This window comes from Vibrio wakamikoensis, assembly GCF_050337275.1.
Classification (GTDB): domain Bacteria; phylum Pseudomonadota; class Gammaproteobacteria; order Enterobacterales; family Vibrionaceae; genus Vibrio; species Vibrio chaetopteri.
In genome coordinates, this window is sequence record NZ_JAKJST010000017.1 from 39,003 (window position 1) to 55,892 (window position 16,890).

Sequence of the window (16,890 nt, forward strand, 5' to 3'; positions counted from 1 at the left end):
TCTTCTCGTAATTATGATGCAACGTTGTCAAAATAACCTTGCAATGCGTCGAGCTGTTCATTTGCAGCCTCAATCGCGTTGAAGGTACGGCGGAACTCACTCGCCTGTTCATGTTCCTTTAGATACCAGCCAACATGCTTACGCGCGATGCGTGGACCTAAAAACTCACCATAAAACTGGTGAAGTGCTTGAACATGACCAAGCAAAATACCCTGCACATCCGAAGTCGGGCGCTCAGGCATCAGTGTGCCGTTTTCCAAGTAATGTTGGATTTCCTCGAAAATCCATGGCCGTCCTTGGGCCGGACGTCCAATCATCAAAGCGTCTGCACCAGTGTAATCCAGTACATATTTCGCTTTCTCTGGGCTATCGATATCACCGTTAGCGATAACCGGTATAGAGACAGCTTCTTTTACCGCTTTGATGCTGTCGTATTCTGCCTCGCCTTTGTACATGCAGGTACGAGTTCGACCATGAAGGGCGAGCGCCTGTATGCCGCAGTCTTCGGCTAGTTTTGCAATTTGGACACAGTTTTTATTGTCTGTATCCCAACCTGTACGGGTTTTTAATGTCACAGGGACATCGACAGCATCGACTACGGTGCGCAGAATATCTTCAATGATATCTGGGTACTTAAGCAGAGCAGAACCCGCCAGTTTTTTATTCACTTTTTTAGCAGGGCAGCCCATGTTGATGTCGATGATTTGTGCACCGTTTTCAACACTGAACTGTGCCGCTTCCGCCATAAGTGTTGGATCGGCACCTGCTATTTGCACTGAACGAATACCTGATTCGCCCTCGTGCACCATGCGCTGCTGTGACTTGGCTGTTTTCCACAGTTTCGGGTTTGAGGACATCATTTCACTGACGGCCATACCGGCACCGTAACGAAGGCACAACTCACGGAACGGTCTATCGGTAACACCCGCCATGGGTGCGACAATGAGGTTGTTCTTAAGTTGGTATTGTCCGATTTTCAAAACATCGCCACAGGTTTACACAAGCAAGGGCGCGCATTTTACGCATTTTTTCGGTGCGTGAAAAGACTAATATTTGAGCATTTACAATTTGTTTCTGCAAATTGTCGCATTTTCAGTCGCTTAGTACTAAAAGTATTCCTTTTAGAGCAAAAATAGCAGTGTTTTTGCCTCCTAAAACACTGCTATTTAAACGAGAGTGGTTATTTTTTGCCCGAGATGCGACACCACTCGTTCAGTTCAACGATAGGGTCAATGCTCATATCATCGCGGTAGTAGTTCGCCACGTCTTCTGCTTGGGTATCTAGCACGCCTGACATCGCGAGTTCACCACCTGGCTTAATGAGCCCTTTGATGATGCCAGACAGGTCGCGAAGCGGGCCTGCAAGAATGTTGGCAACGACAACATCGGCAATCAGGCCTTCTGGCTGATCTTGTGGCAGGAATAGCTCTAACTGGTCTGCTACGCCATTGCGCTGCGCGTTGTCTTTTGACGCAACCAGAGCTTGAGGATCAATGTCGATCCCGATGACTTTTGCAGCGCCAAGTTTGATCGCGGCAATCGCTAGGATCCCTGAGCCACAGCCAAAATCGATGACCGTTTTTCCCTCAAGGTTGAGCGACTCAAGCCACTCTAGACAAAGCGCTGTCGTTGGGTGAGTGCCGGTACCGAATGCTAGACCAGGGTCAAGCATCACATTGACGGCATCGGGTTCTGGCACATCGCGCCAGCTTGGGCAGATCCACAAACGTTCACCAAACTTCATTGGGTGGAAGTTCTCCATCCACTCACGTTCCCAGTCCTTGTCTTCTAGCTGCTCGACTTTATGAGCGAAACCTTCCGGTAGCATATTGCTGCCTTTAATTGTCTCAACCACCCATTTGGTGTCTGCTTCGGCATCGTATAGTGCGACGATATCAGTATCGCCCCATAAACGGGTCTCACCAGGCAGCGGCTCAAATACAGGCGTATCGTGCGCATCTAGGAAAGTGACAGACAGTGCGCCCGTTTCTTCCATCAGCATGTCGCCGATTTGCTCTGCATTTTCATTGGTCGCGTTGAGTTTAATTTGAATCCAAGGCATAAGTTGGGTCCTAGCAAGGTGAATTTTGCGCAGAGTGTAGCAGATTCACTGACACTCAGCATAAAAAAACCCGCCGTGGCGGGTTTTTCTCAAGAGGGAAGTGATTAGCTCAGGCCAAGCTTCTTCTCTAGGTAATGAATGTTAGCACCGCCGTGTTGGAAGTTCTCATCATTCATGATCGCTTCTTGTAGAGGAATGTTGGTCTTGATGCCTTCAATGAACATCTCACCCAGTGCATTCTTCATTCGAGCAATCGCTACATCACGGTTCTCACCGAAAGTAATCAGCTTACCGACCATTGAATCGTAGTGCGGTGGTACTGTGTAGCCCGTGTAGATGTGCGATTCCCAACGAACGCCCATACCGCCCGGCGCGTGGAAGCGCGTGATGGTACCTGGACATGGTAGGAAGCGCTCAGGATCTTCCGCGTTGATACGACATTCAATCGCATGACCACGCAGTTTGATGTCATCCTGAGTGAACGACAGTGGTTGGCCTGCTGCAACGCGTAGTTGCTCTTTGATTAGGTCAACGCCAGTCACCATCTCTGTTACTGGGTGCTCTACCTGAATACGCGTGTTCATTTCGATGAAGTAGAACTCGCCGTTTTCGTATAGGAACTCAAACGTACCTGCGCCGCGGTAACCGATTTCGATACATGCACGAGTACAGCGTTCACCGATGTACTTACGCATCTCTTCAGTGATGCCTGGTGCAGGTGCTTCTTCGACAACCTTTTGGTGACGACGCTGCATTGAACAGTCACGTTCGCCAAGGTGGATTGCGCCGCCTTGACCGTCTGCGATGACCTGAACTTCAACATGACGAGGGTTTTCTAGGAATTTCTCCATGTAAACAATGTCATTGTTGAAGGCAGCTTTTGCTTCTGCACGTGTCATGGCAATGGATTCGACCAGCTCTGCTTCACTGCGAACCACACGCATACCACGACCACCGCCACCACCAGAGGCTTTGATGATAACTGGGTAGCCAATGCGCTTGGCATGCGCTTTGTTCTTCGCTTCATCGTTGTCTAGTGGGCCGTCAGAGCCAGGTACACATGGTACACCTGCTTTTTTCATTGCTGTGATAGCTGATACTTTGTCGCCCATCATGCGAATCGTGTCTGCTTTTGGACCGATGAAGATGAATCCAGAACGCTCAACTTGCTCAGCAAAATCTGCGTTCTCAGACAAGAAACCGTAACCCGGGTGGATCGCCACAGCACCTGTTACTTCAGCTGCTGAGATGATGCGTGGGATGTTTAGGTAGCTATCGATACCACGAGCTGGACCAATACAGATGGCTTCATCAGCAAGCAGTACGTGCTTAAGGTCGCGATCCGCTGTTGAGTGAACAGCGACCGTCTTAATACCTAGCTCTTTACAAGCGCGCAAAATACGAAGTGCAATCTCACCTCGGTTTGCGATAACGATTTTATCTAACATAGTCAAAGCCCCGCTTATTCGATGATAACTAGCGGTTGATCGAATTCTACAGCTTGACCATCTTCAGCTAGGATAGCGGTAACAACACCAGACTTGTCTGCTTCAATCTGGTTCATCATTTTCATTGCTTCAACGATACAGATAGTGTCGCCAGCGCTTACTGATTGGCCAACTTCAACAAATGGTTTTGAGTCAGGGCTTGGCGCACGGTAGAAGCTACCAACCATTGGAGAAAGAACTTGGTGACCCGCTGGTACTGCCGGTGCTGCTTCTTCAGCTGCAACTGGTGCCGTGGCTGGAGCTGCTACTGGAGCAGGCGCTGCTGCGTAGTGAACAGGTGCTGGTGCGGTAGCTGGGCTGTTTCGGCTGATGCGTACTGATTCTTCACCTTCAGAAATTTCTAGCTCAGCGATGCCAGATTCTTCAACCAGTTCAATTAGCTTCTTAATTTTACGAATATCCATGTTTCTTTCTCTTCGTCTTGTGAGTAAGACGGCTTTGCATTAAGCCGTAGAGTATTTGGTTAGTTTGCTTTTAGTGCCTTGATGGCCGCTGAAAGCGCAAATTCATAGCCTTGTGGACCTAATCCGCAAATCACCCCTTGCGCCACATCGGACAGATAAGAGTGATGACGAAAGGCCTCTCTGGCATGAACGTTTGATAAGTGCACTTCGATAAACGGGATTGAGACTCCCAGCAAAGCATCACGCAGTGCCACGCTAGTATGAGTAAACGCTGCTGGGTTGATGATGATAAAATCGGTATTCCCAAATGCCGCGTGGATGGCCTCAATCAGTTCATATTCACGGTTAGATTGAAGATGGGACAGCTCGATGTCGGCTTTTGCCGCTTGCTTTTCTAAGTTATCAACAATTTGTGAGAGTGTTTCACTGCCGTAATGTCCCGGCTCTCTGACACCTAAAAGGTTAAGATTTGGGCCATTTAAAACTAGAATTCGAGACTTTGCTGTCATATTGTCGCCATCTTCGGTTAACGTGAAATAAACGGGGTTTATCCCAAGTTTACATAAAAATAGGAGCGGCTGAGAAGCTCATTTAGCTCGTATTTTTAAAAATTGACCAAGATTATAGCTAATTCACAACATTTAGCAGCAATTTACTGGTCTAATCACCTGTAGTCTGGCAGAAAATTTGCAGCACAGAGCACATTTTGACAAGCTGCTGAAAAAACCTGAAACAAAAAAGCCGCCCAATCCAGGGCGGCTTGTTATCAAGTTGCAAAAGAGTCATTAAGCGAGTTCGGCTTTTTCGGCAATCAGCTTGTCGACCACGCTTGGGTCAGCCAGTGTTGACGTATCGCCTAGATTGCTCGTATCACCGGTTGCAATCTTACGTAGGATACGACGCATGATTTTGCCTGAACGAGTCTTCGGCAGCGCATCGGTCCAGTGCAGCACGTCTGGTGTGGCGATAGGGCCGATTTCTTTGCGAACCCAATCTTTCACTTCTTTATGTAGCTCCGCAGATGGGAACTCACCATCATTTAGCGTGATGTAGGCATAGATGGCCTGACCTTTAATATCGTGTGGGATACCGACGATAGCCGCTTCCGCTATTTTATCGAATGCTACTAATGCCGATTCAATCTCAGCGGTACCCATACGGTGACCAGACACATTCAGTACGTCATCGACACGGCCTGTGATCCAGTAGTAGCCATCTTCATCGCGGCGTGCGCCGTCACCGGTAAAGTACATGCCTTTGAAGGTAGAGAAGTAAGTCTGCTCAAAGCGCTCATGGTCACCATAAACGGTGCGCATTTGCCCTGGCCATGAATCAAGGATGACGAGGTTACCTTCTGTCGCACCATCGACAATGTTGCCCATATTATCGACCAGTGCAGGTTGTACACCGAAGAATGGGCGAGTTGCCGAACCTGGTTTGAGCTCTGTGGCTCCCGGAAGCGGAGTAATCAAGATACCGCCTGTCTCTGTCTGCCACCAGGTGTCAACGATAGGTGATTGCTCATTACCGATAGTTTTGTAATACCATTCCCAAGCTTCTGGGTTGATAGGTTCGCCAACTGAACCCATGATGCGTAGGCTGTCGCGAGAAGTGCCTTTAACCGCTTCATCGCCCTTCGCCATTAAAGCGCGAATTGCCGTCGGTGCAGTGTAAAGGATATTCACTTGGTGTTTGTCGACCACTTCGCTCATACGGCTAGTATTTGGGTAATTTGGCACACCTTCAAACAAGATGGTCTTAGCACCATTGGCAAGTGGCCCGTATATGAGGTAAGTGTGGCCGGTGATCCAACCCACGTCCGCGGTACACCAGAAGGTTTCACCCGGCTGGTAATCGAACACGTACTTGAAGGTCATGGTCGCATAAACTAGGTAACCACCGGTGGTGTGCATCACCCCTTTAGGTTTACCTGTCGAGCCTGATGTATAAAGAATGAATAATGGATCTTCAGCGTTCATTTCTTCTGGAGGACATACTTCAGATGCATTTGCTGTCGCTTCATGCCACCACACATCACGATGCTCATGCCAAGCCACATCGCCACCAGTGCGCTTAAGCACCATGACTTTAGAGATGGTTTTCACTTCTGGGTTGGTTAGTGCTTCATCGACATTCTTTTTCAGCGGTACCGCACGGCCGCCGCGAACGCCTTCATCGGCAGTGATAACGACCTTAGCGTCTGAATCGATAATACGGCCAGACAGTGCTTCAGGAGAGAAACCGCCAAATACCACAGTATGCACTGCGCCAATACGGGTACACGCGAGCATCGCGACTGCCGCTTCTGGCACCATGGGCATGTAAAGACAAACCACATCACCTTTGTTTACGCCTTGAGCTTTAAGCGCATTGGAGAACTTACACACTTCTTTGTGCAGTTCGTTAAAGGTTAGAGTTTTGTCGTCAGCTGGATCATCGCCTTCCCAAATGATGGCAACGTCGTCGCCGCGCTCTGCGAGGTGGCGGTCAATACAGTTGGCAGAGACGTTTAGGGTGCCATCTTCAAACCAGCGAATGTCGACGTGGCCAGTGTCAAAAGAAGTTTGCTTGACCTTAGTGAATGGTTTAATCCAGTCAACGATTTTGCCGTGTTCGCCCCAGAACCCTTCTGGATCCGAGACAGACTGTTGATACATGGATAGATAAGTGTCGTTATCCGCGTGGGTGTTGGTTTTAATGTTTTCTTTTACCGGATAGACATGAACTTCACTCATTGCTTCTCTCCTTTGAATTGAGCTTAGCGGGCTAGGGCTGAACTAGGTCGTGTATTAACTCTCGGCTAGTTCGCTGCAATGAGCAATTAGACTTTAGGCGTATTGAATAAAAATCGAACTAAATTAATGGCTTAGATTGGTTATGTAATGAGATCTTGGTCGCAGTTCTCGCGATTTTAGTTCTGAGGTCGAAATGGCGGCAATGTGCCTCGGGTCAGTTTTAGGTACACCATGGCGGCCGCTTTAGCATCTTCCAATGCGTCGTGTTTGTGATAAGTGGGGATCTGTAAATGACGGCAGATGGCTTCTAGGCTCAAGTCAAAGTAGCCATTGGGTAGCAATTTCAGCAGTTGATCGTTATAGATCTGACTGACCTCAACCAGCGCGTTTGGCAATGGAAATCCTAAGTGCTTTTTGCAGGCGCGATCGAGGATCTTTTTGTCGTAACGGATGTGGTAGCCAACGAGAGGGCGATTGCCAATAAACTGTATCAGCGCCTTGATCGCTTGCTGCTCGCTGATGCCGTGCTTGAGGTCGTCATGGCGAATATGATGAATTTTGATTGAATCCTCATCGAGGGTCTTTGGCGCTGACAGACGTACTTCAAATGGGGCACTGGTAATGATGCGATTATCGATGATTTTTGTTGCTGCAATGGTGACAATGTCGGCCACATTGGGGTCGAGACTGGTGGTCTCACAATCGAGCGATACAAACTCATCGGGTTCGGGTTTGCTGAACAAACCTTGGTAAGGCGTGCCTTTTGTCCGATAGCGCCAATAGGCTCTGGTGATAATATTCATGTTTCACCTCACTACTTTAGTGGCGAATTTGATAGTGATAACCCAACCACTGCTTGAACTTCTTCACCACATGTAAACCATGTCTAAGTAGATCTCGCTCGGGCCGCTCCAGAACATCCAACTGTATGGCGTTACTAATGTCATGGTGGGAGAGCTGCTGCTGAAGACGCAGTTTAAACAGGTGTTTGAGTGCCTCAGATAAGTTCTCTGCAGTCGCCTGCTCTAAGACTCGTTTTGCCACCAGCTGGTCGATGCGATCAAAGGTGTTGGTCGCATCAATGGCGTATTCCATGCTGAGTGCTCTGACGCCATGTACGATAGGGAAGATCCCCCCTTGTTTGAGATCCACGCCTTGCTTGGAGCTTTTCACGTTGCCAAATAAGGTCAGTGGCACCGCAAAGTTGAGGGCAGGGCGAGTGAACTCGGTTAGGATCAACTCTTGTCCTGCCATTTTTTGCTGCAAGTGCTGCTTGACCGGCGTGAGTAAAGCTTCGTTGCCCGCCACCGCTCTGGCATCGGCAAGAATGGCAATCTCCATGACGCTTTCGCTATTGGCACTAGCGACCAACTCATCAATGCGCTGTTGCCATGCGTCAGTCGTGCGTACCCAATGAGGGTTGCTGACCATGACTTTGCCAGGACAGAGTGGATAGCCAAGGCGCGCGAGCGTGTGGTTGAGCTCATCAAGCACTTTTTGTTGATTCGGCCATTCCAGACCTGGCTCAAAAATGAGGGCATTGTCTTGATCGGTTTTGAGAATTTGTTCTCCGCGCCCTTCAGAGCCCATGACGACTAAGCAGCAGTGATTGTGCATCGCGGGTGGCACCACAAGCTCAAAGGCACGCTCAATGATTTGCTCGTTAACGGCTGAAACCAACTCCATCATAAATCGGGTGCGAATACCGTTGGTCACAAGGCTATCGACCAATTGCTGCTGACGATTGGACGCCAACGCCAATTCATCAATACTATTTGCTCGGGCAATGCTGAGTGATAGCACGTGAGAGTGGGTGGAGAACGCACTAAGAATTTGCGTCATATCGAGCATGCCAACGGCTTGGCTGCCTTCACACACCATTAAGCGCTTCACCCGTTGGCGAGTCATGGTCACCATAGCGTTGAACAAAAACTCGTGTTTTTCCACCTGATGCACTGGATAGGTGGCAATGTTGCCAATGGCGGTGTCGCTGCTCAGTTTGTCGAGTACCACGGCGTGGAGCATGTTAGTGCGAGTGACGATGCCATAAGGCGTGGCATTCTTTGTGACGCGAGGGTCATCGCTGGTAAGTTCGATCAGCGCAGCATCCACGCCTTGGCTGAGTAAGGTTTCGGTCACCGTGGTGATCGGCATATCTGCTGGCAAAATCAAGGGCGGATGGTAGATGTCTTCATCGACTTTGGTGAGGATAAACTCGCCTAAATTTTGCTGCTTTTGTGCCTCTTCAATCAATTGTTGGCGTGTCGCCAGGCTAGTGTCGAAGTAGGCGGCGAACTGACCGTTGCTGTGATAAAGCGAGAGAAATACCTCTTTAGGAAGCAGGTAAACCAGCGTGTCTTCTAAGGCGAGGTAATCATGTTTGACGGTCTCACTGAGTATTGCTCTGACATCAAACATATCGTCATAAGTATAGTGAGCGTAGACTTCTTTTTGTTCGCTATCGCGTTCCTCGACGGAGCCTTTGATAATGATATACAGATGGTCGGCATTGCTACCTGCCTTTAGGATGGTGTCTTTGTCTCGATAATAGGCGACATCGAGTGCGGAACGAAGCTCGGTTTGTTGACTGTCACTGAGTCGATCGAAAGGTGGTGACGACATATTGAATTTATCAGGCATACCAGAGCGCTCCATTTTCTCCCATCATGGCTATAGTCTGGCAAATTCGTCGCCAAGCTCCAGACGACTTTAGTCGAACACAGTTAGCGGTGTTTTTCTGAAGGCCTTAACTGCGCAGGATAGGGGGAAATTTACGCTATAGATTAATTCCCTTTTTATGAGCAAGGTCTCGTTGCATAATAGCGCCACTTTTAATCCGCCTATCCTGTTGTAGCAAGGTTCATTGACATGTTAACGCCTTCCCCTTTTGCTTGGGTTTCCCAATATTTATCTGGTTTCTTTTTTGCCTACGGTGTGTATCTACCGTTTTGGGCGTTGTGGTTTGAAGACCAAGGGGTGTCAGCTGCCGATGTTGGCTTATTGATGGGATTGGGCTTTGCCACTCGATGTGTGGCCAATCTTCTTATCACGCCGCGAATCCATAAAGCAGAAAGTCTATTGCCGGCACTTCGCTGGGCGACGTTGGCGTGTACTTTGTTTGTTGCCGCTCACCTAGCTGCAGGACCAAGCTTCGCCATGCTGGCGCTAGTCACTGTGCTGTTTAATTTGAGCTTTGGTCCGGTGGTTCCGTTGTCGGATGCTGCAGCGAACCATTATGCGAACCGGAATATGCTTGATTATGGTCGCACACGTCTCTGGGGCTCGGTGGCATTTATCGCAGGCTCTTCTGTGGTGGGTTATCTTGCTTCTCAATTCGGTGCCAACATGATTGTTTACACCGCGTTGGCTGGCTTTGTTATCTCAATGCTACTAGTGATGCGTAATCCTGCGACCATGCCGGTATCGCAAAGCCATGATGATGAGGTAAGACCGAAGCTTAGCGCGCTACTGAAAGAGGCGTCAGTGATTCGCTTTTTGGTTTTGATTGCTCTTATTCAAGGTAGTCACGCCGCGTACTACAGTTTTAGCTCTATTTATTGGAAAGAAGCAGGTCACCCAGAGAGTCTGATTGGTTACCTGTGGAGCTTGGGCGTGGTATCGGAAGTGATGCTGTTCGCTTTTAGCAAGAAATGGTTTGCTGGCTGGTCGCTACGCACTTTGTTTGTGATTTCATCAGTGGGCGTGATTGTGCGTTGGGGTTTGACGGCTTCGACGACCGCTGTCGGTGCATTGGTGGTGATTCAGCTTTTGCATGGCGTGACGTTTGCCATCGCACATATTGCGGCGATCCAGTATATCCAGAAATCAGAAGCGAACAAAATGGTCGCGCTGCAGGCTCTGTATAATGCGATCCCATTAGGCGCGTTCATTGCTCTGATGATGGCTGTGAGTGGTTGGGGCTATGAGAATTGGGGCGCGAATGTGTTCTGGGGTATGGCGGCGATGGGTGTATTGGCGCTGTTTATCAAAGTCGAGCCAGGCAAAAATGGCGTGAAAGATATCCAGGAAAAATCTCAGCCTGAGCCACAGAATTGAGTTACGGAGTTTGAGAAAACTTGTGATAACCCTTTAAATAATAGTTAACGATTTTAAAGGGATATCACTTATGCAAGGATGGATCGTCGTCCCCGTGTCATTGGCCTATTTGGGCATCTTATTTCTTATTGCATGGTACGGGGATAGACAAAAAAAGTGGTTATCCAACTGGCGGCCTTGGGTTTATAGCCTATCCATTGCTGTTTACTGTACCTCTTGGACCTTTTACGGCACTGTCGGTCAGGCCAGCAGTAACCCCTGGGCCTTCTTGCCTATTTATATCGCGCCAATCATCGTTTTTACCTTAGGTTGGCGCGTCATTGCTCGCCTTATCCTTATCGCTAAGCGTGAGCACATCACCTCAATCGCAGACTTTATCGCGGCTCGCTATGGCAAATCTCAAGGCTTAGCGGTTGTGGTTACCTTAATTGCAGTTGCGGGAATCTTACCTTATATCGCACTGCAGTTGCGCGGCATCACCATGGGGCTTGAAGTCGTTGCCCCGGACTTAGCGTCTGAGCTGGGTTATCAAGATAAGCATATCTCTTGGTTTGTGGTTGGTGCGCTGGCGATCTTCACCATGCTGTTTGGTACTCGCCATATTGATAACACTGAGCATCACCGCGGCATGATGATGGCAGTGGCGTTTGAGTCTATCGTTAAGTTAGTGGCTTTTTTGGTGGTTGGGTTTTTCATTCTTTATCTCGCTTGGGAGCGCCCCGACATCAAGCTGACCGAGCTTGCCTCGAGTACCTATCAATCTCCCAATATTCCCACCTTATTGATCCACACGGGTTTGACCATGATGGCGATCGTCTGTTTGCCGCGCCAGTTTCACACCATGGTGGTCGAGAATGAGCGCGCGCAGGACTTGCATACTGCTCGTTGGTTATTCCCAGCTTATTTAGTATTGATGGGGCTATTCGTACTGCCGATTGCTTGGGTAGGGCAAGGGCTATTAATGGGCACCTCACCTGATACGTTCGTGATCAGTATTCCCAAATTTGCCGAAGCAAACAATATTGCTTTGCTAGCCTTTTTGGGGGGCACCTCGGCGGCGAGTGGTATGGTGATAGTATCAACCATTGCACTGGCTATTATGGTGTCTAATGATCTGGTGATGCCATTGCTACTGCGCCGCATCAAGCTGGCGCACCGTTCTCATCGACATCTCTCTGGGCTACTACTGATCATTCGCCGTGCCCTCATTTGTGTGTTGTTATTTGGCGCTTGGCTGTTTTATCAGGCGCTCGATACCATTCACTCGTTATCTGCGATTGGCTTTCTCTCCTTTTCTGCCATCACCCAGTTCGCGCCAGCGTTGATTGGTGGCATGTATTGGCGTTTAGGTAATCGTAAGGGTGTTTATGTTGGTCTGTTTGTCGGTTTCGCCATTTGGTTAATTACCTTGATGAGTGAAACCGGTCTTCTAGCGGGGGATGCGAGTACCAATTTACTACTGCGTATTATCACCCCGCCTGAAATGCTGATCTCCTGGGGCATCGCTAGCTCCGACTGGGGAATGCTGATCTCTGTGGTATTGAACGCGATTTGTTTTGTGGTGATTTCGCTGGCGACGCGCTCTAGTCTGACCGAGCGTCTGCAGTCGGCCTCATTTGTGGGTACGCCGCTACCTGAAAGTGAAAACCTCAGCCTGTATCAAAGCCGCGTGACCGTGGCTGAGCTCGAAATGCTTGCCTCACGTTTTGTAGGGCGCACGCGGGTGCGCAGTGCATTTCGCCATTACTGGAAGCAGCAAGACAATCAGCCACTGCCGAACCAGCAAGCATCCGCCGAGCTTATTAGGCATACCGAGCGTGTCCTCGCCGGGGTATTTGGTGCATCGTCTGCAAAGTTGGTACTGACTTCGGCGCTGCAAGGACGCAATATGCAGTTGGAAGAAGTAGCGACGATTGTCGATGAGGCCTCGGAGCTCTACCACTTTAGCCGTGGTCTGCTTCAGGGGGCGATTGAGCATATTGGTCAAGGCATTGCCGTAGTGGATAAACAACTAAGGTTAGTCGCTTGGAACCGTCGATATTTGGAGTTGTTTAGCTTTCCTTCTGGACTTATCCAAGTCGGGCGACCCATTGCGGATGTGATTCGTCACAACGCTGAACAAGGCCTATGTGGTCCGGGCGATCCCAATGAACATGTACGAAAGCGTATCTTTTACCTTGAGCAAGGATCCCCGCATACCTCATCGCGCGTTCGGTCGGATGGCAGCGTGATTGAAGTGCAAGGCAACCCAATGCCAGGTGGCGGTTTTGTGATGAGTTTTACTGACATTACCGTGTTTAGAGAGGCGGAAATGGCGTTGCGTGATGCCAACGAGCGGTTAGAAGAACGTGTCGTAGAGCGAACACACGAGCTTGAGCAACTCAACCAACGTTTGGTATTGGCAACACGTCGCTCAGAATCGGAATCGCAATCGAAAATGCGCTTTTTGGCCGCAGTGAGCCACGATTTGATGCAGCCACTTAATGCTGCGCGTCTGTTTGCTTCCTCGTTGTCAGAGGTCAGTAAAGATGAGGAAGGGCGAAAGCTATCAGGGCATATCGAAAGTGCCCTTGGCGCTGCGGAAGAGCTGATTGGTGACCTATTAGATATTTCACGTTTGGAGTCAGGTAAGCTGCAAACCAATGTTCGCGGTTTTCATCTCTCTGAAGTATTTGAGACATTACAAGCTGAGTTTAGTGCTATCTCGAAAGGCAAGCAGATAGATTTCTCCGTGGTTTCTAGCTCGCTTATCGTTAAATCCGATCCTAAGTTGCTGCGCCGTGTATTGCAGAACTTTTTGACCAATGCGTTTCGCTACAACCCTGAGGGCAAGGTTTTGCTTGGTGCGCGGCGTGTTAATGGTCGAGTACGAATCGATGTATGGGATGACGGTATTGGTATCCCAGAAGACAAGCAGAAAGAGATCTTTAACGAGTTTACACGTGTTGACCAAGCGAGAGCTGATAGGGGCTTGGGGCTTGGGCTCGCGATTTCTCGAGGTATTGCCCGTGTGCTCAATCATCAAATCTCAATGCGCTCTTGGCCAGATCGCGGCAGTGTCTTTTCGATTACGCTCGACTTGGCTAGGGAAGTCGCAGCAGAGCCGGTGAAAGTAGCCGCAACCAGTGACGCCGGACTGAAACATCTGAAAGTGCTTTGCGTCGATAATGAGCCTGATATCTTGGTGGGCATGGAAACCTTACTCGCTCGTTGGGGCTGTGATGTGCGTACTGCGCTTGATTTGGTTGGCAGTCTTAAACACTTAGACCAAGGGTGGGAGCCAGACGTTATTCTCTCGGATTACCGACTTGATAATGGTCGTACCGGGCTTGAAGTGCTTCAGCAATTTAGATTGCGGGTAGGTGACTCGTTTAAAGGGGTGATCATCAGTGCTGATCGCACCGAGTCGATGCTTGAAGGTATTAAGTCCAATGGTTTTGCCTTTATTGCTAAGCCAGTTAAGCCGCTTAAGCTGCGTGCTATTCTCAATCAGTCATAGCCTCTCTATGTTTCAGAGGTGTGCCGTCATTGTTGTTAGGGTTATTTCTCTGGCTTATGAGGGGGGGCACCTCTGATGTCTTTACGTAATATCACCGTATCTTTACCTTACTTGACAGACGCTTTACGAATTTCCAATTATTCTTATTCATAAGGAAAGAGAGTTTCATATCGTTACATTTACACTGAGACTTGAGTCAATTAATTTGGCGTGTTTAGGTGCCTGTTAACCAAGGAAATTTAAGGTTCTAGTACTTAAGTCGACATTTTTTTTGAAATTTATGTGACCTATGTCGGGTCGTATTGAGTAACAGTGAAGTAGCAGAAGCAATCAAATGCAATCTTTGATAGGAATGAAAATCGTTATGACTATTGGTTTTATTGCTATTGCTTTTAATGTTTTTTAGGTAGGTCTTCGTAGTAACGAAGGAGTTGGTTGAGCGTTAGGTTGTGGTGCGTTCACCTGATTGTTGAGCACTTTAGGGTGCTATTTATGAGGTGTCATTATGAAAAAACTATTATCTCTTGCAGCAGTATTCGCGATGGTTCCAGCAGTATCGTACGCGCAGTATGATAACATTTACGGTAACGGCGGTGTACATACAGGCGTATACGCGACAGAAGCAGAGGCCATTGCAGAAGGCAATCAAATTATGGAGACGTTATCCAGTACTCCATCTCATGAGCTAGTGCATATATTGCGTACACCGCACAAGAGTTTGAAACATAACAGCGTAGAAATTTACGATGCAGATGTGAAAGTCAAAACGGTTGCAGCGGCTGACGGCGCATCAATGTATCAAGGTTTCGTTGATGTTGAGTACCGTTTCTCACGTTACGACTAATTTTAATTTTCGCTAGCACGAAATAAAGCCGCTGCAATTGCAGCGGCTTTTTCTATTGTCGTATTGGTAATATTAGTGGTCGTGTGCCGCGCCAGCACCTTTCGGGTAGCGGATAGACTCAACCATTTCTTGTACGTCTTGTGGTACTTCAGCCGTAAACTTGTTGACCACAATAGACACTGTGAAGTTTAGACACATACCTAGAGTACCAATGCCCTCTGGACTGATACCAAAAAGCCAGTTGTCTGGTGTGTTTGCTGCAGGGTTTACAAACTTGAAGTAAATGATGTAAGCCGCTGTGAACAAAATACCTGAAAGCATACCGGCGATGGCGCCTTCTTTGTTCATCTTCTTATAGAAGATGCCCAGGATAATCGCAGGGAAGAAGGATGCAGCAGCCAGACCGAAGGCAAAGGCAACAACCTGAGCCACGAAGCCTGGTGGGTTAATACCAAGGTAACCCGCACCGATAACCGCTGCTGCCGCGCCTATCCGAGCGTACATGAGCTCCTGTTTATCGGTCATATCGGGTTTAAAGCCTTTCTTGAGCAGGTCATGGGAGACCGCCGTCGAGATAACCAATAATAAACCCGCTGCCGTTGATAGTGCCGCTGCCAAACCACCCGCTGCAAGTAGTGCTACTACCCAGTTTGGAAGTTGAGCCAGCTCAGGTGAAGCCAGTACGATGATATCGCGGTTGATCTTCATTTCGTTACGCTCATCACCTGAGTAGAACATACGACCATCACCGTTCTTATCTTCCCAGCTAACAAGACCTGTGCTTTCCCAGTTCTTATACCAGCTTGGTGCTTCTGTCGCTTGAACGCCTTTCATGTCTGGACCATTAATGGTGTCAATCATGTTAACGCGAGCAAACGCTGCTACCGCAGGAGCAGTTGTGTAAAGTAGAGAGATAAAGACCAATGCCCAACCTGCTGAGATACGCGCATCTTTTACGCGTGGAACGGTGAAGAAGCGAATGATTACGTGTGGAAGACCTGCTGTACCTACCATAAGTGCTGCACAGATAAAGAACACGTCAACCATACTCTTCGACCCATCGGTATAGGCGGTGAAACCTAATTCCTCAGTGAGTCCATCAAGTTTATCAAGCAGGTAAGTTTCAGAACCGGTGACGGTAGAACCAAAGCCAACTTGTGGGAAGACTGAGCCTGTCATCATCAGAGATGTGAATACTGCAGGTACTAGGAAAGCGAAGATAAGAACACAATATTGCGCTACCTGAGTATAGGTAATCCCTTTCATACCACCCATAACCGCGTAGAAGAATACAATGGCCATACCGATGACGATACCAAGGTTAATATCGACTTCTAGGAAGCGAGAGAATACCACGCCTACACCACGCATCTGACCGGCCACATAAGTGAACGAGACAAAAATGGCACAGAATACCGCAACCATACGTGCTGTCTTAGAGTAGTAACGATCGCCAATGAAATCTGGCACGGTGAACTTACCGAACTTACGTAAATAAGGGGCTAAGCAAAGTGCAAGGAGTACGTAACCGCCAGTCCAACCCATTAGGTATACCGCACCATCGTAACCGATGAATGAGATGATACCTGCCATCGAAATAAACGACGCTGCCGACATCCAGTCTGCTGCGGTCGCCATACCATTTGCTACCGGGTGTACGCCGCCGCCTGCGACATAGAACTCACTAGTGGAGCCTGCGCGTGCCCAAATTGCGATACCGATATACAACGCAAAGGTGATACCGACCAGAATAAACGTCCAAGTTTGAATATCCATTATTTG

The 16,890-nt window shown here is 48.6% G+C and carries 12 protein-coding genes; 3 read left to right on the forward strand and 9 right to left on the reverse strand.

The genetic code is table 11. From position 1 onward, the window contains the following. Window positions 1-11: 11 nt before the first annotated feature. From dusB to L4C42_RS08570, 8 genes are all read right to left on the reverse strand, one after another. A complete protein-coding gene (gene dusB / locus L4C42_RS08535) occupies window positions 12-980 on the reverse strand; it encodes a tRNA dihydrouridine synthase DusB (protein ID WP_112462363.1) in 969 nt (322 codons plus the stop codon). Between the two features lie 200 nt (window positions 981-1,180). Next, entirely contained in the window at window positions 1,181-2,062 is an 882-nt protein-coding gene (gene prmA, locus L4C42_RS08540; RefSeq protein WP_353497336.1) for a 50S ribosomal protein L11 methyltransferase, read from the reverse strand. Window positions 2,063-2,166: 104 nt separating this feature from the next. Further along, window positions 2,167-3,510, reverse strand: a complete 1,344-nt coding sequence (gene accC / locus L4C42_RS08545) for an acetyl-CoA carboxylase biotin carboxylase subunit (protein WP_353497335.1) — start codon at window positions 3,508-3,510, stop codon at window positions 2,167-2,169. 14 nt (window positions 3,511-3,524) lie between these two features. After that, the gene (accB, locus tag L4C42_RS08550) at window positions 3,525-3,974 is read right to left on the reverse strand and encodes an acetyl-CoA carboxylase biotin carboxyl carrier protein (protein WP_418641792.1); all 450 of its coding nucleotides are present in this window, start codon (window positions 3,972-3,974) and stop codon (window positions 3,525-3,527) included. A 59-nt stretch (window positions 3,975-4,033) separates the two neighbouring features. After that, window positions 4,034-4,483, reverse strand: a complete 450-nt coding sequence (gene aroQ, locus L4C42_RS08555; protein WP_353497333.1) for a type II 3-dehydroquinate dehydratase — start codon at window positions 4,481-4,483, stop codon at window positions 4,034-4,036. Between the two features lie 276 nt (window positions 4,484-4,759). Beyond that, window positions 4,760-6,709, reverse strand: coding sequence for an acetate--CoA ligase (acs, locus tag L4C42_RS08560; protein ID WP_418641791.1), 1,950 nt, complete (start codon window positions 6,707-6,709; stop codon window positions 4,760-4,762). Window positions 6,710-6,885: 176 nt separating this feature from the next. After that, window positions 6,886-7,512: a 3'-5' exonuclease gene (locus tag L4C42_RS08565; protein WP_353497331.1), complete on the reverse strand. Its 627-nt coding sequence runs from the start codon at window positions 7,510-7,512 to the stop codon at window positions 6,886-6,888. Between the two features lie 16 nt (window positions 7,513-7,528). Beyond that, window positions 7,529-9,349 (reverse strand): DUF294 nucleotidyltransferase-like domain-containing protein, encoded by a 1,821-nt coding sequence (locus L4C42_RS08570; protein WP_353497330.1) that lies wholly within the window; start codon window positions 9,347-9,349, stop codon window positions 7,529-7,531. Window positions 9,350-9,577: 228 nt separating this feature from the next. Here L4C42_RS08570 and L4C42_RS08575 point away from each other — a divergent pair, with 228 nt between their 5' ends. From L4C42_RS08575 to L4C42_RS08585, 3 genes are all read left to right on the forward strand, one after another. After that, a complete protein-coding gene (locus L4C42_RS08575) occupies window positions 9,578-10,765 on the forward strand; it encodes a 3-phenylpropionate MFS transporter (protein WP_353497329.1) in 1,188 nt (395 codons plus the stop codon). Between the two features lie 70 nt (window positions 10,766-10,835). Further along, on the forward strand, window positions 10,836-14,264 hold the full coding sequence (locus tag L4C42_RS08580) for a PAS domain-containing hybrid sensor histidine kinase/response regulator (protein ID WP_353497328.1): 3,429 nt from the start codon (window positions 10,836-10,838) through the stop codon (window positions 14,262-14,264). Window positions 14,265-14,769: 505 nt separating this feature from the next. Continuing rightward, window positions 14,770-15,108 (forward strand): DUF3316 domain-containing protein, encoded by a 339-nt coding sequence (locus L4C42_RS08585; protein WP_353497327.1) that lies wholly within the window; start codon window positions 14,770-14,772, stop codon window positions 15,106-15,108. Between the two features lie 72 nt (window positions 15,109-15,180). On the opposite strand, the gene L4C42_RS08590 is transcribed toward L4C42_RS08585, so the two are convergent. Then, window positions 15,181-16,884 (reverse strand): sodium:solute symporter family protein, encoded by a 1,704-nt coding sequence (locus L4C42_RS08590; RefSeq protein ID WP_429760101.1) that lies wholly within the window; start codon window positions 16,882-16,884, stop codon window positions 15,181-15,183. Window positions 16,885-16,890 lie beyond the last annotated feature (6 nt).